Genomic DNA, 20,782 nt, shown 5'->3' on the forward strand with positions numbered 1-20,782 from the left:
ACATGGCAGCGGGGGCGCAAGCGGGGCGGCCTCAGGCATGGCCGGAGGTGATTTCGCGCGCTTCGTCGAAGGCTTCGAGGAAGCCGAGATAGACCGGCTTGCCGCCCGTGCGCATCCGCACGAACAGACGATGCTCGACCTGATACTTGACGTTGCCAATCGCGAGTGCGCCGATGCCGATGGCGTCGGATCGCTTCGCGCCCGCAAGCGGTTTGCCATCGTCCATCACGTTGACACCCGCAATCCCTTCGGGCGGCACGGCGTTCACGTCGGCGGCGATCAGCAGGTGCTGCGCGTGCGCGAGATCGGTGGCGCTCATCACCTGCACGCCCGCCGCCGCGGTCGCGAAGACGATCTCCGCGTGCGCGAGCGCCGGGAGGAGTTCAGCAGGCGTGCCAGTGGCCACGCCCGCCGTCGCGATGTCGAAACGGCGATTGATCTCGTCGCTGACCTGCGTCGCGCGGGCGCGATCGCTATGGCTCGCGATGATCACCTCGGCGCCGAGCGTTGCCGCCATCGCCGCCGCCACGCGGCCCACCGCGCCCGTGCCGCCGAGAATCAGCACGCGCTTGCCGCCCAGCTCCGCGTGGTGTTCCTTCTTCAGGTGGTATTCGACCAGTGCAACCAGCGCCGCAGCCGTCGTGTACGAGCCGCTCGGGTCCGCGAAGACGGAGACCTCGAAGGGCGGCACCATCGCCTGGCGCGCGAGGTCGAGCATGTCGGCGGCGAGCATCACGTCGCGCCCGCCGATGAAAATGCCGGTGCGCGATACGCCCTTCGGTCCGCGCGAGAAGATCGCGTCCTGGGTCAACTGGACGACGCTGTCCCGGCCGACGTTGCAATACGGCACGACGATCTGATAGCCGGCGTCGGCGGCCATGTTGACGTCGAACGGGCTCATCTGCGGCGTGGCCGTGAGCATGTGCAGGATATAAGGCCTTTCGGTGGCTTCGGGCATGGCAATAGGCTCGTATAGGCTCGTTTCAGGTTGGCATCCGGCAAGACGGAACGTGCTTCGCGGGATGCGGTCTGCGTGCCGTGCGGCAAGGGCGCTTGCTGCGTTTCATCCGGCGTCCACCCCGAATTTCTGCAGATCGACGGCGCGCGGGGTGGCGCCACGATTGCGGCCGGTGACGATCGAACACACGATGCCGGGCTTGCCCCGCGTCGCTTCCTGCGCGGTCGCGAGCGCGCGGGCGGCATCCGCTGCACCCGGCACGAAGGCGAAACCGGTCGGTCCCCAGGATGTCTGCCCGATGCCGGCCGTCTGCCGGCTGGCCACCGCTTCGAGCGCGGCCGCGACAGCCGGGCTCGTGAAGACACCGCCTTGCACGGGCGCAAAGTATTCGCCGATGGTCTGCTGCAACTTGGTGATGCCGTCGGCGAAGGCGTCGAAATCGCTTTGCACGACGCCCGGCAGGACACGCATCAGCACGAGATGACAGAGATGGGCTGCCAGCGCCTGCGGGAACGGCGCCAGCGACGCCAGGCCGCGCCGCTCGTCGTCGCCGTGCAAGCCTTCGCGGGTCGTGTCGTCGACGAGCAGAATGCGCCACGCATCAGGGAACGGGTGACGGCACAGGAGCGGCGGCACGCTCGAGCGAAGCGCACCGCCTGCATCCACGACATGGCCGGGGCCGCCGTCAACCAGCAGGCCGCCGTAATCGAAGCCGAGCATGCCAATGCCGGAGCGCCTGCCCCGGCCGAGCAGTTGCGCGATTTCCGCACCCGATGCAGAGCGCCCGGCGAGGCTTGCGAACGCGGCGCCGACAGCGAGTGCGAGTTGAGTGCCCGAGCCTAGCCCGCTGTGGGCGCGCGGTGCGCGCAGCAGTTCAACCGCCACGGGCGGGCCGCCCCAGGCCGCCTGCAACTGTTCGAGATAGCGTTCGATGCGCGCGCGTTCCGCGTCGGTCCGCGTGCCCTCGATGCGCGTCTGTTCCGCGATCCGCATGGTGATCCGCGTGCCGCGTTCGTCGATGGTGAGGCCCACGCTGCCGAAAGGGCGCCCGAGCGAGCCGTTCGGATCGAGAAAGCCCAGATGCAGGCGTGCGGGCGCTTCGACCGTCACGGCCGACAGCGGCGCGAAGCTAGCGGAAGGGATCTGCATCGCGAGCGTTCCTCGTTCGCTGGTTCAGGGCCGTGACGCTGCACGGTCTTGGCGAGCCTGCGCCAGCGCGCGTCCCGCTTGCGCCGGCAAGCAGTCCAAGGCAAGAGCCGTACCAGATGCCTGTCAGGTGAGCACAGCGGCGCACGCGCGCGATTGCGCAGTCCGGTTCAGGTTTTCGGTGCGTCGTACTTGATATAGCGGAAGCGCTGGTCGTCGGCGGGTGTGCCTTCCAGTGGGCCGCCTTCGCGGCCAGGCTGCCACTGGATGACCTCCTCGATCTTCGTGGCGAGTGCGAAGTCCTTATCGGTGATGCCTTTGGCCGTATGCGTCTTCAGCTTCACGATGACGAACGCATACGAGACGGTCAGGTCAGGATGGTGCCAGGCCGCTTCCGCCAGATGGCCCACGGTGTTGACCACCATCAGCGTGCCCTTCCAGCTTTCGGTTTTGTATTTGCGGCGCAGCCAGCCCTCTTCCAGATACCAGTGCTGTAGCGGACCGGTCAGGCGCTGCTGGATCTCCTCGTCGGAATAGACCTTTTCAGGTTGAGTCATGGCAGGGCCTCCACATCGTCGGGTGAAACGTAAGGTAAGGCTGGCGCAGGCACTGCGCCAAGGTCGTCAAGCCCGCAGTGACGTGGCCCCGACGCGCAAACGCGTCCTTGAGGGGTCATGGCGCCAGGCTCCACGGATTCCTGTCGTGTTGTGTTGTGTTGCGTCGCGGCATGGCAGGGTGGGTACGCCGTATGCGGGTGAGCAATCCGCCGCGGGCACGGTATCGTATTTGACACAGTATGTGTCGTAATCCGAATGATCGTGTCTCCGATCCGGACAATCCAGTTTTTATTTCGCGAGGCGTGGCCGACACCTGCGCCCGGCACGGCACATTCCGGCATGGAATATGCAAACGCTCTTTACACGCATGAGCTTGGCAATGAATCAGGCGAAGCATGGTCGTTACCCGCATCGGACAGGCGCGTCCGGTGCGAGACGGTAGCGCGGTCATTCCCGAGTCGGACAGCTTCATCCAATCTGGAGGAGACATGAACTTACGCACCCTGGTTCTCGGACTGGCGGTGGTCGCGGCGACGGCCCTGAATTCCTTTGTTGCTCAGGCCGATTCACAACTCGACACGCTGATCAAGAACCCATCGAACTGGGCAGCTCAGGCGGGCGATTACTCGAATCACCGCTATAGCCCGCTCAAGCAGATCAATGAAAACAACGTCGGCAAGCTGCAGGTCGCCTGGACCATGTCGACTGGCGTATTGCGCGGTCACGAAGGCTCACCGCTCGTCATCGGCGACACGATGTTTATCCACTCCCCGTTTCCTAACAAGGTCATTGCCGTCAATCTGAAGGACCAGACGTTCAAGTGGCAATATGAACCCAAGCAGGACGCGCAGGTCATTTCCGTGATGTGCTGCGACACGGTCAACCGGGGCCTCGCCTACGGTGACGGCAAGATCTTCCTGCAACAGGCGGATACGAAACTCGTCGCGCTGAATGCGGAAACCGGCGAAGTCGTCTGGACTGCGCAGAACGGCAATCCAAAGGCCGGCGAGACCAATACCAACGCGCCGCACGTGTTCGGCGACAAGGTGTTGACCGGGATTTCCGGTGGCGAATTCGGCGTGCGCGGACGGCTCATCGCGTACGACATCAAGACCGGCAAGGAGGTCTGGAAGGCCTACAGCACGGGACCGGACAGCGAGATGCTGCTCGATCCTGCCAATACGATGACGTGGTCGGACGGCAAGCTGGTGCCGATCGGCGCGGATTCGTCGCTGAAAAGCTGGAAGGGCGACCAGTGGAAACTGGGCGGTGGGACGACCTGGGGCTGGTACGCGTGGGATCCCAAGCTGAACCTGATCTACTACGGCACTGGCAATCCGGGTACATGGAACCCGACACAACGCCCCGGTGACAACAAGTGGTCGATGTCGATCTTCGCGCGCGACCTGAACACCGGAAAAGCGAAGTGGGTGTATCAGATGACTCCGCACGACGAATGGGACTACGACGGGGTCAACGAAATGATCCTCTCCGATCTGCCCATCAACGGCAAGACGGTCCCGGCCATCGTGCACTTCGACCGCAACGGCTTCGGCTACACGCTGAATCGCGAAACCGGTCAACTGCTCGTCGCGAGCAAGTACGACCCGGCGGTGAACTGGGCGGACAGCGTCGATGTGAAGACCGGGCTGCCGGTCCGCAACGCGACCTATTCCACGCAGAAAGCCGGTCCTGATCACAACGTGAAGGGCATCTGCCCGGCCGCGCTCGGTTCGAAAGACCAGCAGCCGGCGGCCTACGATCCGGCCACGAAACTCTTCCTCGTGCCGACCAATCATGTCTGCATGGATTACGAGCCGTTCGAGGTGGAATACGTATCCGGTCAGCCATTCGTGGGCGCGACGCTGTCGATGTATCCGGGCCCGAACGAAAACGGCGCGATGGGTAATTTCATCGCGTGGGATGCGTCGAAGGGCAAGATCGCCTGGTCGAAGCCGGAGAAGTTCTCGGTGTGGTCCGGCGCGCTTGCCACCGCAGGCGGCATCGTGTTCTACGGCACGCTCGAAGGCTACATCAAGGCGGTCCGTATCAAGGATGGCAAGGAACTGTGGCGGTTCAAGACGCCGTCCGGGATCATCGGCAACGTGTTCACGTATGTGTATCAGGGCAAGCAGTACGTCGGTGTCTATTCCGGCATCGGCGGCTGGGCTGGCATCGGCATGGCGGCGGGTCTCGAGAAGCCGACGGAAGGCCTTGGCGCGGTCGGTGGCTATCGTGAACTGGCGAAGTACACGGCGCTTGGCGGCACGCTGTTCGTGTTCGCCGTCCCCGGCGAGAAGGGCTGATTGGCCGGACGGCAGGCAGCCGGCAACAGGTGCTGAAGACGACCGTCACGCTTGACGCTCCAGTCGCGGAGCGGTGGGCGGTGTCTTCGGCCTTGCAGTGTTTGAACGTTGTTTCGTTTCGCACGACGCTGCGCTCAAAGCCACAATTGAGCCGCGCGTGCGCGACCCATAACCCGATGGAGACGAATGCATGAAAGGCCGATCACTTTTGCCATTCGCGATTGCACTGTGTGCGCTGCCCACAGCGTATGCCCAGACCAGTGTCGGGCAGATGAAGCCGGTAGCCTACCAGGTCGTCGATGGCAACAAGGTCGACAACGACACGCTGCAGGGCTGGAGAACATGGCGCGCGCTTGCCTGCGAACGTTGCCACGGAGCGAAGCAGGAGGGGCTCGTTGGCCCGTCGCTCGTCGATGCGTTCAAGACGCTCGACAAGAACGAGTTTCATCGCACGGTGTTCGGCGGACGCGTGGACAAGGGCATGCCCGATTTCAGCTCGAGCACGATGATGCAGAAGAACTGGGAAAACCTGTATGCGTATCTGAAGGGACGCTCCGACGGCAAGATCAACCCCGGCGACCTGCACGCGATCGATGCGAAATGACGTGCGGACGTGAGCCTGCGTCCGTATTGGTGATCTTCGCCGCTCATTGCATCCAGCGCCCGCGCCCTGTTCTTTCGGAGGTATCGATGTCTGATCGCAATGCAAGTCTCGCCGGGTTCGTCCGTGCGCTCGCCGCGCTATGCTGCGCCGTTTTCGCGGCCCACTTCGCCTGGGCCGATCCGGCGTTGCCCAACAACGACGGCGCCGACGGCGTGCTGCGAGTCTGCGCCGACCCGAACAACATGCCCTTGTCGAACAGCAAGGGGGAAGGCTACGAAAACCGGATCGCGAGCCAGATGGCGAGCGATTTCGGCTACAAGCTGGAATACACGTTTTTCCCGCAGCGCATGGGTTTTGTCCGGCGCACGCTGCGCGACAAGGTGCCCGATACCCAGAACTTCAAGTGCGACCTGATCATCGGCGTACCGAAGGGCTATGACCTGACCGCGACGACACGGCCCTATCTGCATTCGACCTATGCGATGGTCTTCACAAAGCGGCCCGAGCTCGCGAACATCAATACGCCGGACGATCTGCTGAAGCTTCCACCTGAAACGCTGCGGAAGCTGCGCTTCGGCATCTTCTCGCAGACGCCTGCCGTCGACTGGCTGCTCGGACATAACCTGATCGAGCAGGCTGTCTCGTACCAGGCGCAAAGCGGCGACCCGGCGGCCTTTCCCGGCGAGATGATCGAACACGATCTGGCAGCGGGCAATGTCGACGTCGTGTTCCTGTGGGGCCCGATTGCGGGTTACTTCGCAAAGCGTGCCGGTGACAGCGTGAGGCTCGTGCCGTTTCCGCCGACGCCGGGCATCCGCTTCGATTACGAGATTTCGATGGGCACCCGTTACGGTGAGAAGGCCTGGAAGGACAAGATCGACCAGTGGATCGGCTCCAACCAGGACAAGATCGACAGGATCCTCACGAGCTATCAGGTGCCGATCCTGCCGGTTACCGGCGCGACGGCCGCATCGCAATGAAGCGGGGGTTGTGGCTCGGCGCGATGCGTGGCGTGCGCATCGTGGCGGCGCTTGGCACACTCTGTCTCACGGGCATCGCGGGTGTTCCGGGTTGCGTCGGCGTGAGCGTCGCCGCCTCCACAGCGGGTGACGGGATTGCGCCGGCCGAGCGGCTCATTTTCATGACGACGCATCTGGAAGGTGTCGAACCGCAAACGGAGCTGGACTACGCGGTCGACTTTTCCGGACCGCCAGCCAAGTTGACCGACACGGTTCGCGTGCTGGTGTTGAGTCCGGGCAACGGCAAGGGTGATGCGCGGATTACCGATCGCACCGGCAAGGTGGAGGTGCCGGGCGAGGGGTTGCCGTGCAATCCGGTCATTCTCTATTTTCTGGAGCACGATATCGCTGAAATGGAGCAGTTGACGGGCGGCCAACGGCGTTATTTTCAGCGGCGCGTCCGCCTCGCGCTCGCGGCGGGCCCGCCGCTGATGCCGGTCGTCGCACAGAGTGGCGGCAAGAGCGTGAAGGCGCAGAAGATCGTGATCCAGCCCTACGTCGACGATCCCAACGCCGCGCGTTTCGCGCAGTACACGGGCAAGCGCTATACGTTCCTCATCGCCGATGCCGCCGTGCCGGGCCGTGTCATGCAGATCCGCACCGAAGTGCCGGGCGCAGGCAACGATTTCGCGCATCCGTTGCAGACTGAAACGTTGACCTTCGCTGGTGCGCTGCGCAGCCTCGCGCCCGACAAGCCGGGAGGGCCGCCGCCCGTCAGATCGCCGCAGGCGCCACGCGCCAGCCGCTGAGACGGCGCGTCGGGCGACCTATGCCTTTCTTTTCGCAACGTGGCCGCGCATCGTGAACTTCATCCGCTCGCTGACATTGCGCCAGTTGCAGATCTTCGTGGTCGCGAGCCGCTATCCGAGCTTTGCGCGGGCGGCCGAAGAACTGCATCTGACTCAGCCGGCGGTGTCGATGCAGATCCGGCAACTCGAAGAAGCGATCGGACTGCCGCTCTTCGAGCGTGTCGCACGCAAGCTCGCACTGACGGAGGCGGGCGAGCGGCTGTCGCATCACGCGAGCCGCATTCTCGGCGAGATCAAGGATGCCGAGGACACCATGACCTCACTCACGCAGGCCGATAGCGGCTCGATCGCCGTGAGCATCGTCAGCTCAGCCACCTACTTTGCGCCGAAGCTGCTCGCACTGTATTCGCAGCTGTATCCGAAGGTCGATGTGCGCTTCTCGGTCGGCAACCGGGAAACGCTGCTGCGCCTGTTGCAGGATAACGCCACCGACCTCGCGATCATGGGCCGTCCGCCGCCCGAACTCGGCACGACGGCCGAGCCGCTCGCCTGGCATCCGCACGTGATCGTCGCGCCGCTGTCGCATCCGCTGTGCGGTGCCCGCGGTTTCGATCTGCAGGAACTGGCGGGCGACACGTTCCTGCTGCGTGAACCCGGCTCGGGCACCCGCGCGGTGGTGGAACACACGTTCCGGCAGCATCTGTTCGTACCGGCGCGCACCGTGACGCTCGGCAGCAACGAGACGATCAAGCAGGCCGTGATGGCCGGCATGGGGGTGAGCCTGATTTCGCTGCATACGCTGGCGCTGGAGTTGCGCACCGGCGAGATTGCGCTGCTCGATGTGAACGGCACGCCGATCGAACGCACCTGGCAACTCGTGCATTCGCGTTCGAAGCAGTTGTCGCCGACCTGTCTCGCGTTTCGACGCTTCCTGCTGGAACATGCCGAACCGTTCCTCGAGAGCGAATATTCGCGCTTTGCGTTGCGGCCCTCGAAGAGCGCGGCCCTCAAGCGGGATGGCACGGGGGCAATCGATACGGGTGCGAGGAGATGACCTGCGTGGCCGGGCGTGCGCTACGGCTTGTTTTGCTGATCGCGGGGCTTTTAGTGGCGTTTGCCGCGACAGCACATGCCGTCACTCCGTTGAAGGTCACGCAGATCGTGCCGGGGCTCTATGTGCATCGCGGACACGACGACGTCGCGACGCGCGCCAATGGCGGCGATATCGCCAATATCGGTTTTATCGTCGGGCGGCGCTGCGTGGCCGCGATCGATACGGGCGGGACGGCAGCCGAAGGGCGGGCGCTGCGTGCCGCGATCAGCGCGGTGACGCCCCTGCCGGTCTGCTATGTGATCAACACCCATATGCATCCGGATCACATCCTCGGCAACGCGGCATTCAGGGGCGATCGTCCGCAATATGTCGGCAGCGCTGCGCTCGCCGAAGCAGAAGCGTCGCATGCCGAGAGTTATATGCGCGTGCTGCATCGCGAACTGGGCGCGCTCGCGGATGGCAGTGAAATCATTCCGCCGACGCTTTCTGTGAACGGCAGCATGACACTGGACCTGGGCGGGCGCGTATTGAAGCTTCAAACATGGAGGACGGCGCATACGAACAACGACCTGACGGTCTACGATGAGAGTAGCGGCACGCTATGGCTCGCGGATCTGCTGTTTGTGCAGTGCATTCCCGTCGTCGACGGCAGCGTGACTGGCTGGCTTGCCGATATCGCGACGATCCGCCAGATGAACCCGCGCCGGGTGGTGCCCGGCCACGGGCCGATCGATACTCCCTGGCGCGACGCACTCGACGCCGAAGAAGCGTATCTGTCAGCGCTGGCGCGGGATGTGCGTGCAGCAATCAAGGCGGGGAAGACGATGCAGCAGGCGGTCGATACGATCGGGCTCGACGAACGCAAAAAGTGGCGCCTCTTTGATATCTATCATCAGCGCAATGTGACTGCGGCGTATGCTGAACTCGAGTGGGACCCGTAGTGCGGGGAAGGACGGAGGGACATCATGATTACTAAAGGAGCGGCCAGGCGGATGGTATTGCGAGGTTTGCTCGCGGCGGGCGGAACACTGGCCCTTTTGGCTACGTTTGCGATCCGTCCCGCGCATGCGGCGCAGCCCACCGATGACCCAGACAAAAATGCCCGCTGGCAGGACTTCCGGGAAGGGATGTTCAAGGGCCGGCCAGTCGATACGCACGGCGACGCCGTGATCAAGCTCGACGCGCCCGCGCGTGCCGCTGACGCCGCCGTGGTGCCGATCGCGATTGCCGCGCAGTTTCCGCAGACGCCATCGCGATACATCAGGAAGCTCTATCTGTTCATCGACGAAAATCCTGAGCCGTATGGCGGCTCGTTCGAGTTCACGCCGGACTCCGGTCTCGCGAGCCTCGAGACGCGCGTGCGTGTCGAGGACTACACATTTCTGCGCGTGATCGCGGAGACCAATGACGGGCACCTGTACAGCGCGGTACGTTTCGTGAAGGCGTCGGGCGGCTGTTCGGCGCCTGCCGGCAAGGACGATGCTGCCGCCGAAGCAGATGCCGGCCTCGTGCGTCTGCAACCGCAAGGCAGGACGGTGTTCGGCAAGCCGCAACTCGTGCAGCTGATGGTGCGACACCCGAACCGCACCGGCATGGCGATGAACCAGGTGACGCGGCTGTATTCGTCGGCATACTTCATACGCAAGGTGCAGGTGACGTATGCGGACAAACCCGTGATGACCGCGAACGTCAATTTCTCGATCAGCGAGAACCCGAATTTCCGCTTTTACTTCACGCCGCGGGCGAATGGTGAGCTGAAGGCGCACATCGAGGACACGAAGAACCGGCAGTTCGAGGCTCAGGTTGCGATCGGCTCGCAGCCTGGCGCACAACAAACCACGTCGAAGACGCCTTGATGCGAATACGGTGGAAAGCGGCAGCGAGGCGCTGGACGCCGGCTGCGATCGCGATGCTGATGCTGGTGACGTCTGCCCGGCCCGTGTGTGCCGGACCCGGCGACATGCCGGTACCCGTCGCCGTGGCGCAGGGCGTGTACGTCATGCAGGGCAGCGGCGATGCGGTAGCGCCGGCCAATCGCGGCATCGTCGCGAACAATGGTTTCATCGTCGGCGCGAGTGGCGTGACCGTCATCGATACCGGTTCGTCATATCGATACGGACGCGCCCTCATCGAGGCGATCCACAAGGTCACGCCGTTGCCGATCGAACTCGTGATCATCACGCATCAGGCTGCGGAGTTTGTGTTCGGCGCATCGGCGTTCCGCGATCAGGATGTGCCGATTCTCGCGCACAGGCGCACGGCGGAACTGATTCGCGAGCGCTGCGCGATCTGTCTCGCGAACCTGCGCCGGACGCTGGGCGAAGAGGAGATGGCCGGTTCACGCGTGACCGTGCCCGATCGCACGGTGGACGGCTCGACGCAGATCGAGTCGGGCGGCCGTCAGCTCGCGCTGCTGCATTTCGGCCCGGCAAGCACCCCCGGCGATCTGGCCGTGCTCGACGCGTCGACCGGCGTGCTGTTTGCCGGCGGCCTTGTCAGCGTCGGGCGGATTCCCGACCTGCGCAACGAGAACATTCCAGGCTGGCTCGACGCGCTGCAGCGCCTGCAGGCCGTGGATGCGCGCATCGTCGTGCCGGGCTTCGGGCCGCTCGTAGAGAAGCAGGACGTTGCGCAGACGGGCGTGTATTTGCAGCAACTGGATGCGGGCGTACGACGCGCCTTCGAGGCCGGTGTCGGCCTCACGGAGGCGACGCACAGCGTGCAAGTGCCTGACTTCAGCCGCTACAAGCACTATGCGGTGGCACAGCCGCAGAACGTCCAGCATCTGTATCTGAAACTGGAAGCGCAGTAAGGCGGTGAGCGTCGTCGCCACGCGCGGTTTCGTGGCGGGAAGGGCCGATAAACGAGCGAACGCGCGACACCTGCATCACGCTGTTTTTTGCAGCGGCTTCAATTCAACTTGCAAGGAGGCAACATCATGGCAAAACTCGTCGTGCTCTATAAAAACCCGGCCGATCCGTCGGCATTCGATGACTACTACTTTTCGACCCACGTGTACCTCGCGAAGAAGCTTCCCGGGCTGCAGCGCTATGAGGTCAGTTCCGGGCCGGTGAAGGACCTGCAGGGGCAATCGGCGTATCACCTCATCGCGACGCTCGAGTTCCCTTCGTCGGAAGCCGTCAAGGAGGCGTTAAGCTCACCCGCAGGCAAAGCCGCTGCGGGCGATCTGGCCAATTTTGCTCAGGCAGGCGTCGAAATGCTCGTTATCGAAACGAAGGTCGTTTGAACCCTCGCGCCGCCCTGCGGGTCGCCGTCGGGCGATATCGCGCGCTTCGACGCGTGGCCTGCGGCGCTTTGGCAAAAGCGCCTTGCCTGCCCGCCTCGTGGTTCTCAGGGCGCGGCCGCCACCACGCCGACACTTGCGCCGACCACGAACAGGGTGCCGAGGAGTTGCAGCACCGTCATCGGCTGATGCAGCACGACAAAGCCGGCAAGCGCGCCGATCGCTGGCTCGACGCTCATCAGGATGCCGAACGACGAGGCCGGCATATGGCGCAGCGCGATCATTTCCAGCGCGTACGGCAACAGCGGCACCAGCACCGCGAGGCCGGCAGTCGCCGCGACCTGTGCGAGCGGCAGGTGGCCGCCGCTTTGCAGAAGCCCGAAAGGCGTTGCCGCGATGGCCGCCGCGATCAGTGAAACCGACAGCCCTTCGAGGCCGCTGAACATCGCGCCGGTTTTCTTCATCAGCACGATATAGACGCCCCAGCCGGCGGCGGCGCCAAATGCAAGCAGGACGCCGAGCGGTTCACCGACCCAGCCCGCGCGATCGTGCGCGAGCAGCAACACGCCGGCGAGGGCCAGCAGCGGCCAGAGCAGCGCACGCACGCGGCGCACGCCGATCGTGGCTACCGTGAGCGGCCCGAGGAAATCGATGGCAACGGCGAGCCCAAGCGGAATGCGCTGGATGGCGAGGAAGAAGCAGAGGGTCATGACGGCCATTGCGACACCCAGCACGCCAGCGCCAAGCCAGTGCTGGCGCGAATAGGTGCGCACCTTGGGACGCACGATCAGCGCCAGCACGACTGCCGCCCAGCCAAGCCGCAGCCAGGTCGTGCTGAACGAGCCGAACGCATTCATCGTCGGCGCGGACAACGCCGCGCCGAACTGTACGCTCGACATCGACAGCACACACAGCAGGGCCGCATTGCCGGCTGCGCGCCCCGACATCGGCCCCGTCGGGGCAGTCTCGGGCTGTGGACTGGCGGCGGCCGGAAGCGGGGTCTCGGCCAGTGTCGTCTGTTTCATGTTGCTTTCCATGCGGCCGGTTTGGCGGTCGTTCGGGGTCTCGGGTGACGCCATCATAGCGGGCTACGTCGAAATAAAATAAGCTGATATTTCTTATGGGCATATCAGGAACGTTAATAATGCGAGACCTCGATAGCACCCTGCTGCGCGCCTTCGTCACCGTGGCGGAGACCGGCGCAGTGAGCGCCGCCGCGATTCGCCTTGCGCGGACGCAGGCCGCAATCAGCATGCAGCTGCGGCGGCTGGAGGACGACCTTGGCCAGCGGTTGCTCGACCGTTCTCCGCGCGGCGTCCAGTTGACCGAGGCCGGACATCTGCTGCTGCCGTACGCACACACGATACTCGGCGCGGGCGCCGATGCGCGGCGCGCGCTGAACGCGGGGCAGGTGGCGGGCACGGTGCGTCTGGGCATGCTCGAAGACATTGCGGTGGGTCGTCTGCCGCGCGCGCTCAGGCGGTTTTCCGCGGCGTATCCGCAGGTCGCGCTGGAAATCGTCGTCGATAGCAGCGCGGCGCTGTCGGCCCGGCTGGCCGAGGGCGAACTCGATCTGCTCGTGGGTGATCCGGCGATCGTCGCAGCCCCGCCGCTGATGACGTGGACGCAGCCGTTGTACTGGGTTGGCGCCCGCGGCTTCGTTCCTTCGCCCGACACGGCGCTCTCGATCGTCGCCTTCGGCGGCAGTTGCCTGTGGCAGCAACAGGTGCTGACGATCCTGCGGCGTGCCGGGATCGCCTGGCGAGTGGTGTGTACCAGCACCAGCCTGCCCGCCGTGCAGTCGGCGGTCGAGGCGGGGCTGGGTGTGTCCGTCCTGCTCGAGGGCAATATCCGCCACGAATCGATGCGCGTGCTGGGCCGCAACGACGGATTGCCGGATCCGCCCACCGCAGACCTCGGACTCTTCACGCGCGCCGCGCCCCACGCGCAGGCTGCCGCCGTGCAGACGTTGCAGACTTTCCTCTGCGAGGAACTGAATATTGGGTTGCCGGAGGGGCGCCTGGCTGAGACCTCGGCCGTGACGCCTTAGACCTCGGATTCGGTCGGTAAAGCGGGGATCCTGCAAATCGCGATCATGACCATGCGCCCTATGCCATTCGGTCAGGATTGGCGAGCCTCCAGCGACGTGTGAAAATACACACGACTACACACTTTTCTTTGATTTTCTTCGAGTGGTGTGTAGAATTACACACAAGACATGCGGAGGATTGATGAATTCATCAAAGCTCATCCGGATGCTCGAAGAGGATGGGTGGAGAGAAGTGAGGATTACGGGCAGCCACCATCACTTTAATCACTTTTGGAAAAAGGGCCTGGTGACGGTTCCGCATCCGAAGAAGGACCTTCCGGTCGGGACGGTAAAGAGCATCCTGAAAAGCGCCGGCCTTGATTGAGCGGCGGTTTTCACCGACACAGGATGCATTCGTAAATCGTAGCGGAGAATCAGTAATGGAATTTCCCATCGCTGTCCATAAGGACGATGGGAGTGTCTATGGAGTGACGGTTCCGGATATTCCGGGCGTCCATTCCTGGGGCGACACCATCGATGACGCAATCAGAAACGCAAAAGCAGCAATCGTCGGACATGTCTCAACCCTGGTTGAACTCGGTGAAGACATGGGCTTTGCCTGTTCCACTGTAGAAGAACTGGTGGCAAAGCCGGAGTATGCAGGGGCTGTTTGGGCTCTTGTCGATGTCGATCTGTCACGGCTCGATTCAAGGCCGGAGCGGATTAACGTAAGCCTGCCACGCTTTGTATTACATAAGATCGATGCTTACGTTGAGGCGCGTCATGAAACAAGGAGCGGGTTTCTTGCGCGTGCAGCCCTGGAGGCGTTAGCGCATAGCTAACTCACTCCCAAAGGAGCGCGGTGGATTGAGGCATGTGATGCGTGTGAGGTCCGCTCAGGCGGGCCTTGCTTTATCCGGGACACACCGCAGCGCTACAAAGACGTCAGACGAAGCGGAGTCTAAACGCCCGGCGGTTTCAAAGTTGGTCCGCGCCAGTCCGAACCCTGTCGTTTTCCGTGTTCCGGCCGCCCGATCAAGCAGGCGGCGCAGACTTCATGTACTGTATGGGTGTACAGTACAGGCCGACGGTCTGCCGACCCCAACCCCTCTGTGATGATCTGATCCGTTCGTGTGCGATGGCGGGTTTCAGGGCTGGGGGCCGGTGTGGACATCACGCTATAACCAACTGATTCGAAAGCACAAATTGGCTTCCAACAATCTGATCCGCATTCGCGGCGCTCGCCAGCACAATCTCAAGAACCTCGATCTCGACCTGCGCACCGGCGAAATGACCGTTGTCACGGGTCCGTCGGGGTCGGGCAAATCGAGCCTCGTGTTCGACACGCTGTATGCCGAAGGGCAGCGACGCTACGTCGAAACTTTCAGTGCGTACGCGCGGCAATTTCTCGACCGCATGGACCGGCCGCAGGTCGACCGGGTCGACGGTGTGCCGCCCGCGATCGCAATCGACCAGACCAACCCGGTGCGCAGCTCGCGTTCAACAGTCGGCACGATGACCGAACTGAACGACCATCTGAAGCTGCTCTACGCGCGCGCGGCCGAACTGTACGATCGCAAAACCGCACAGGCGGTGCGGCACGACACGCCGGAGACGATCTATGCCGACCTGATGGCGCGCACCGCGGACCAGGATCCGCGGCTCGTCGTCACGTTCCCGGTCGAACTGCCCGAAACCGCGACCGATGCCGAAGTCGAGCAATGGCTCTCGGCGAGCGGCTATACACGTGTGCAGGCGCAGCGCGAGGTGGAGTCGCCCACCGGGCCGCGCAAGATGCTCGACGTGGTGGCCGACCGCTTTCGCCTGCAGCAGACCGACAAGGTGCGCGCCGTCGAAGCCATCGAGGCGTCACTCAAGCGCGGCGGCGGCCGGGTGAACGTGTATGTGCTCCCGCAGGTGCCTGAGGAGGCCGCTCTGCCTCAGATCTGGCGCTTCTCGACCGGTCTGCACAACCCCGACAGCGACCTGCGCTATGCGGATCCGCAGCCGGCGCTGTTCTCGTTCAACTCGGCGTATGGCGCGTGCGAAACCTGTCGCGGTTTTGGCCGCGTGATCGGGGTCGACCTGGGGCTGGTGATTCCGGACGAGCGCAAGACCCTGCGCGGCGGCGCGATCAAGACGATGCAGACGCCCGCCTGGAAAGAATGCCAGGACGACCTGATGCGCTACGCGGCGAAGGCCGGCATCCCGCGCGATACCGCGTGGGCGGAACTGTCGCAGGAGCAGCGCGACTGGGTCATCAACGGCTCGCCTGACTGGAACGGCAAGTGGCAGAGCCAGTGGTACGGCGTGAAGCGCTTCTTCGCGTACCTCGAATCGAAAGCGTACAAGATGCACATCCGCGTGCTGCTGTCGAAGTATCGCAGCTACACACCGTGCGATACCTGCGGCGGGGCGCGGCTCAAGACGGAGTCGTTGCTGTGGCGTCTCGGCACGAAGCCGAATGCCGATGCGGTGCTCGAGCCCGCGCAGCGCTTCATGCCGCGCGGCGTGGAGTGGACGCGCGCGCAGCTCGAAGCGTTGCCGGGCCTGGCCGTGCACGATCTGATGCTGCTGCCGATCGAACGCATCCGGCGCTTCTTCGACGGGATCACGCTGCCGAGCGCGCTGCTCGATGACGCGTTGAAGCTGCTGCTCGCCGAAGTGCGCACGCGGCTGAAATACCTGTGCGACGTGGGGCTCGGCTATCTGACGCTGGACCGGCAGAGCCGCACGCTGTCAGGCGGCGAAGTGCAACGGATCAACCTGACGACGGCGCTCGGCACGTCGCTCACCAAAACCCTGTTCGTGCTCGACGAGCCCAGCATCGGGCTGCATCCGCGCGACCTGAACCGGATCGTCGAGGCGATGCATCGGCTGCGCGATGCCGGCAATACGCTCGTGGTGGTGGAGCATGATCCGTCCGTGATGCTCGCGGCGGATCGCCTGATCGATATGGGTCCCGGCCCGGGCGAGCGCGGCGGCACGATCATCTATGACGGCTTGCCTGACGACATCCGCTCGGCCGGCACGCTCACCGGCGAATATCTCGGTGGGCGTCGCCATGTGGCTGACGCGTCGCGCTGGTCGCGCCGTCCGGTCAAGGCGGACACGCCGCGCATCGTGCTGGAAGGCGCGCGCGAGCACAACCTGCAGGACGTGACGGTCGGGATTCCGCTGCAACGGCTCGTCTGCGTGACGGGTGTGTCGGGCTCCGGCAAATCGACGCTGATCCAGGATGTGCTGTACCCAGCGATGGCGCGGTCTCTCGGCAAGGCAACGGAGTCACCCGGTGCGTTCCGGCAACTCATCGGCGCGGAGCAGGTGAGTGACGCGGTGTTTGTCGACCAGTCGCCGATCGGCAAGACGGCGCGCTCCAATCCGGCGAGCTATGTCGGCGCTTTCGATGAGATCCGCAAGCTGTTCGCGAAGGCGCCGCTCGCGCTGCAACGTGGCTATACGGCGGGCATGTTCAGTTTCAACTCGGGCGACGGGCGCTGCCCGACGTGCGGCGGCTCCGGATTCGAACACATCGAGATGCAGTTCCTGAGCGACGTCTATCTGCGCTGCCCGGACTGCGACGGACGACGCTATCGTGCCGAGATTCTCGAAGTGAAGATCGAGCGCGGCGACCGTGCGCTGAACATCGCGGATGTACTGGATCTGACGGTCAGCGAGGCAGCCGCGTACTTTGCCGCCGACGCCGAAGTGCTGCGCGTGTTGCAGCCGATCGCGGATGTCGGTCTGGAGTACGTGAAACTGGGCCAGCCCGTGCCAACGCTTTCGGGTGGCGAGGCGCAGCGTCTGAAGCTCGCCGGCTTTCTCGCGGAAACCGCGCAGGCGCGAACGACGCGCGGCGCGAAGCCGGCCACCGCGGCCACTGCCGGCAAGCTCTTCATGTTCGACGAGCCCACCACCGGTCTGCATTTCGACGACATCGCCAAGCTGATGCAGGCGTTTGGCAAGCTGCTGGCCGGCGGTCATTCGCTGATCGTGATCGAGCACAACCTGGACGTGATCCGCGCGGCCGACTGGCTGATCGACCTCGGTCCGGAAGGCGGCGACGGCGGCGGCCGCGTACTGTGCGCCGGCACACCCGACGAAGTGAAGCAATGCGACGAGTCGCACACCGGCCAGGCGCTGATTCACTACGACGAATCGATGGGCGTCGAAGTCGCATCCGCGTCGCAGGGCATCCCGCTGCAAACCGCGCTGAGCGCGGCGCGCGCGCGGCGAGCCGTCGAGGGCGAAGATGTCGTGCGTATCGTCAATGCGCGCGAGCACAATCTGAAGTCGCTCGACGTCGATATCCCGCACGGCAAGTTCAACGTGATCACGGGCGTGTCGGGGTCGGGCAAGTCGACGCTCGCGTTCGACATCCTGTTTCACGAAGGCCAGCGCCGCTATCTCGAATCGCTGAACGCTTATGCCCGTTCGATCGTCCAGCCGGCAGGGCGGCCCGAAGTCGACGCCGTGTACGGCATTCCGCCGACGGTGGCCATTGAGCAGCGCCTGTCGCGAGGCGGGCGCAAGAGCACGGTGGCGACGACGTCCGAGGTGTGGCATTTCCTGCGGCTGCTTTACGTGAAACTGGGTCTGCAGCACTGCATCCACGACGGTACGCCGGTCACGTCACAAAGCGTCGAATCGATCGCGGCGCAGCTGCTGCGCGATCACAAGGGCGAGCATGTCGGTCTGCTCGCGCCTCTCGTCGTCAACCGCAAGGGCGTCTATACGGACCTGGCGAAATGGGCGAAGGCGCGTGGCAATACCCATCTGCGTGTCGACGGCGAGTTTGTGCCGGTCGATCCGTGGCCGAAGCTCGACCGCTTCCGCGAACACACGATCGAACTGCCCGTCGCTGATCTCGTCGTGTCCGCCGATCACGAGGCGCAGTTGCGCCGCGCGCTCGACGATACGCTCGAACTCGGCAAGGGCATCATCCATCTGCTCGCGCCGCTCGACGGTCTGCACGACGCGTTGCACAACCGTCATCCGACCGCGCAGGTTGGCACGACCAAGGTGCTGTCGGTCAAGCGCGCCTGCCCGACTTGCGGGACGAGCTATCCGGAGCTGGACCCGCGCATGTTCTCGTACAACAGCAAGCACGGCTGGTGTACGACCTGCGTCGGCACCGGCCTTGCGCTGACGCGCGAACAGCGCGCGGCGTACGACGACACGCTGCTTGTGGAAGACGGCCGCGGCCGTGAGCAGAGTCTGCCATCGGAGGAGCAGGAACCGGAAGGCGTCGGCGACGAGCCGTGCCCGGACTGCCACGGCACGCGCCTGAATCCGGCGGCGCGCGCGGTGACCTTCGACGAACATCCGATTGTCGACGTCGCGCAGTGGACGGTGTCCGATACCCGCCGCTGGATCGACGGGCTTCAGTTGAAAGGCCGCGATGCGGAGATCGCTCGTGACGTCGTAAGCGAGATCGGCAGCCGCCTGCAATTCCTCGAAGAAGTGGGGCTCGGGTATCTGAGTCTCGATCGCGCGGCGCCGAGTCTGTCCGGCGGTGAAGCACAACGAATCCGTCTCGCGGCGCAACTCGGCAGTAACCTGCAGGGCGTCTGCTATGTGCTCGACGAACCGACCGTCGGCCTGCATCCGCGCGACAACCAGATCCTGCTGAGCGCGTTGCGCAAGTTGGGCGAGAAGGGCAACACGCTGGTCGTCGTGGAGCATGACGAGGATACGATCCGGCGTGCCGATCACATCATCGATATCGGCCCGGGCGCGGGCAAGCGCGGCGGGAGTCTGGTCGCGCAGGGGGGCGTCGCGGCCCTCGCGTCGCATGCCGATTCGCTGACCGGGCAATTTCTTGCGCAACCGATCACGCATCCGTTGCAGCCGCGCCGGCCGGTCACGCCGCCACGCAGGAACGGTGCGGCCACGCCTGAAAACTGGCTGACCGTGCATGGCGGCAAGCTGCATAACCTGCGCGATGTGACGGTCGGCATTCCGCTGGCGCGGCTCGTCGCGGTGACGGGCGTGAGCGGCTCGGGCAAGTCGACGCTCGCGCGCGACGTGCTGATGGCGAACATGCTCGACGCGGTCGGCCGATCGGTGCTGTCGTCGCCGGCTACGAAGCGTGCGCGCAAGGCGGCGCAGCAGGATGAGCCGTCCACCAGCCGCCGCTCGAGCGTGCTGGCACGCAGTGCGCCGCGTCCCTCGCTGAATGTCACGCATGCCTGGCAGGGTTGCGATTCGGTCACCGGCTGGGAAACCATCGATCGCGTGCTGGAGGTCGACCAGACGCCGATCGGCAAGACGCCGCGCTCCTGTCCGGCTACCTATATCGGCGTGTGGGACGCGATCCGCAAGCTCTTCGCCGATACGCTCGAAGCTCGGGCGCGCGGCTATACGGCGTCGCGCTTCTCGTTCAACACGGGCGATGGCCGTTGTCCGGCGTGCGAAGGGCAGGGGGTGCGCACGATCGGCATGAGCTTCCTGCCGGACGTGAAGGTGCCGTGCGACGTCTGTCATGGCCAGCGCTTCAACCCGGAGACGCTGGCGGTGACGTGGCGCGGCAAGAATATCGGCGACGTGCTGACGATGGAAATCGACGAGGCCGTCGAATTCTTCGCGCCGCTGTCGAACATCGCCCATCCGCTGCAATTGATGAAGGACGTCGGGCTCGGCTATCTGACGCTCGGCCAGCCTTCGCCGACGCTTTCAGGCGGCGAGGCGCAGCGCATCAAGCTCGTCACCGAACTGAGCAAGGTGCGCGACGACATCACGCGCCGGGGGCAGAAGGCGCCGCATACGCTGTACGTGCTCGATGAACCGACGGTCGGATTGCATATGGCGGACGTCGCGAAGCTGATCCGTGTCCTGCATCGGCTGGTGGATGGCGGGCACAGCGTGGTGGTCATCGAACATGACCTCGACGTGATCGCAGAGGCGGACTGGATTATCGACCTCGGGCCGGAAGGCGGCGTGGGTGGCGGCGCGATTGTCGCCGCAACGCATCCGGAAGGGCTCGTGCAGGTATCGGCGAGTCATACCGGGCGCGCGCTTGCGCCGGTGCTGGCGCGTGAGAAAAGCGAGCTTGCCGCGTCGGAAGAGTCGGGGGCCGTCGGGATCGGATGAGCTGGGAGAGAGGCTCGGGTCCGC

17 protein-coding genes are annotated in these 20,782 nt (G+C 64.4%); 13 read left to right on the forward strand and 4 right to left on the reverse strand.

Translation table 11 applies throughout. The features are described from left to right. Window positions 1–31: 31 nt before the first annotated feature. The 3 genes from B0G77_RS13495 to B0G77_RS13505 form a co-directional block, all read right to left on the reverse strand. A complete protein-coding gene (locus B0G77_RS13495; RefSeq protein ID WP_133662577.1) occupies window positions 32–958 on the reverse strand; it encodes an NAD(P)-dependent methylenetetrahydromethanopterin dehydrogenase in 927 nt (308 codons plus the stop codon). Window positions 959–1,063: 105 nt separating this feature from the next. Beyond that, window positions 1,064–2,107: a beta-ribofuranosylaminobenzene 5'-phosphate synthase family protein gene (locus B0G77_RS13500; RefSeq protein WP_133662578.1), complete on the reverse strand. Its 1,044-nt coding sequence runs from the start codon at window positions 2,105–2,107 to the stop codon at window positions 1,064–1,066. A gap of 167 nt (window positions 2,108–2,274) precedes the next feature. Then, complete coding sequence (locus B0G77_RS13505; protein ID WP_133662579.1) at window positions 2,275–2,661, reverse strand: 4a-hydroxytetrahydrobiopterin dehydratase; 387 nt, start codon at window positions 2,659–2,661, stop codon at window positions 2,275–2,277. A gap of 488 nt (window positions 2,662–3,149) precedes the next feature. On the opposite strand from B0G77_RS13505, the gene B0G77_RS13510 reads away from it, so the two are divergent. The 9 genes from B0G77_RS13510 (at window position 3,150) to B0G77_RS13550 (ending at window position 11,640) form a co-directional block, all read left to right on the forward strand. After that, window positions 3,150–4,967 (forward strand): methanol/ethanol family PQQ-dependent dehydrogenase, encoded by a 1,818-nt coding sequence (locus B0G77_RS13510; RefSeq protein ID WP_133662580.1) that lies wholly within the window; start codon window positions 3,150–3,152, stop codon window positions 4,965–4,967. A 190-nt stretch (window positions 4,968–5,157) separates the two neighbouring features. After that, complete coding sequence (locus B0G77_RS13515; protein ID WP_133662581.1) at window positions 5,158–5,571, forward strand: c-type cytochrome; 414 nt, start codon at window positions 5,158–5,160, stop codon at window positions 5,569–5,571. An 86-nt stretch (window positions 5,572–5,657) separates the two neighbouring features. After that, window positions 5,658–6,551: a substrate-binding domain-containing protein gene (locus B0G77_RS13520; RefSeq protein ID WP_133662582.1), complete on the forward strand. Its 894-nt coding sequence runs from the start codon at window positions 5,658–5,660 to the stop codon at window positions 6,549–6,551. Beyond that, window positions 6,548–7,339: a hypothetical protein gene (locus tag B0G77_RS13525; protein WP_243750987.1), complete on the forward strand. Its 792-nt coding sequence runs from the start codon at window positions 6,548–6,550 to the stop codon at window positions 7,337–7,339. Before B0G77_RS13520 ends, B0G77_RS13525 begins: the two co-directional genes overlap by 4 nt. A 52-nt stretch (window positions 7,340–7,391) precedes the next feature. Next, window positions 7,392–8,393, forward strand: a complete 1,002-nt coding sequence (locus B0G77_RS13530) for a LysR family transcriptional regulator (RefSeq protein ID WP_133662583.1) — start codon at window positions 7,392–7,394, stop codon at window positions 8,391–8,393. A 5-nt stretch (window positions 8,394–8,398) separates the two neighbouring features. Further along, a complete protein-coding gene (locus tag B0G77_RS13535; protein WP_243750988.1) occupies window positions 8,399–9,334 on the forward strand; it encodes a quinoprotein relay system zinc metallohydrolase 2 in 936 nt (311 codons plus the stop codon). Between the two features lie 24 nt (window positions 9,335–9,358). Continuing rightward, window positions 9,359–10,249, forward strand: a complete 891-nt coding sequence (locus B0G77_RS13540; protein ID WP_243750989.1) for a quinoprotein dehydrogenase-associated SoxYZ-like carrier — start codon at window positions 9,359–9,361, stop codon at window positions 10,247–10,249. Beyond that, a complete protein-coding gene (locus B0G77_RS13545) occupies window positions 10,249–11,205 on the forward strand; it encodes an MBL fold metallo-hydrolase (RefSeq protein ID WP_243750990.1) in 957 nt (318 codons plus the stop codon). Before B0G77_RS13540 ends, B0G77_RS13545 begins: the two co-directional genes overlap by 1 nt. Before the next feature lie 126 nt (window positions 11,206–11,331). Further along, window positions 11,332–11,640, forward strand: coding sequence for an EthD family reductase (locus tag B0G77_RS13550; protein WP_133662585.1), 309 nt, complete (start codon window positions 11,332–11,334; stop codon window positions 11,638–11,640). A gap of 104 nt (window positions 11,641–11,744) precedes the next feature. On the opposite strand, the gene B0G77_RS13555 is transcribed toward B0G77_RS13550, so the two are convergent. Further along, entirely contained in the window at window positions 11,745–12,647 is a 903-nt protein-coding gene (locus tag B0G77_RS13555) for an EamA family transporter (RefSeq protein ID WP_243751123.1), read from the reverse strand. Between the two features lie 134 nt (window positions 12,648–12,781). On the opposite strand from B0G77_RS13555, the gene B0G77_RS13560 reads away from it, so the two are divergent. The 4 genes from B0G77_RS13560 to uvrA all read left to right on the forward strand — a co-directional run bounded on the left by B0G77_RS13560 (window position 12,782) and on the right by uvrA (window position 20,758). Further along, the gene (locus tag B0G77_RS13560; RefSeq protein ID WP_133662587.1) at window positions 12,782–13,687 is read left to right on the forward strand and encodes a LysR substrate-binding domain-containing protein; all 906 of its coding nucleotides are present in this window, start codon (window positions 12,782–12,784) and stop codon (window positions 13,685–13,687) included. A gap of 181 nt (window positions 13,688–13,868) precedes the next feature. Beyond that, a complete protein-coding gene (locus B0G77_RS13565) occupies window positions 13,869–14,051 on the forward strand; it encodes a type II toxin-antitoxin system HicA family toxin (RefSeq protein WP_133662588.1) in 183 nt (60 codons plus the stop codon). 55 nt (window positions 14,052–14,106) lie between these two features. Next, entirely contained in the window at window positions 14,107–14,508 is a 402-nt protein-coding gene (locus tag B0G77_RS13570) for a type II toxin-antitoxin system HicB family antitoxin (RefSeq protein WP_133662589.1), read from the forward strand. 364 nt (window positions 14,509–14,872) lie between these two features. After that, complete coding sequence (gene uvrA / locus B0G77_RS13575) at window positions 14,873–20,758, forward strand: excinuclease ABC subunit UvrA (protein WP_133662590.1); 5,886 nt, start codon at window positions 14,873–14,875, stop codon at window positions 20,756–20,758. Window positions 20,759–20,782: the final 24 nt, after the last annotated feature.

It is taken from the genome of Paraburkholderia sp. BL10I2N1, from assembly GCF_004361815.1.
Classification (GTDB): Bacteria; Pseudomonadota; Gammaproteobacteria; order Burkholderiales; family Burkholderiaceae; genus Paraburkholderia.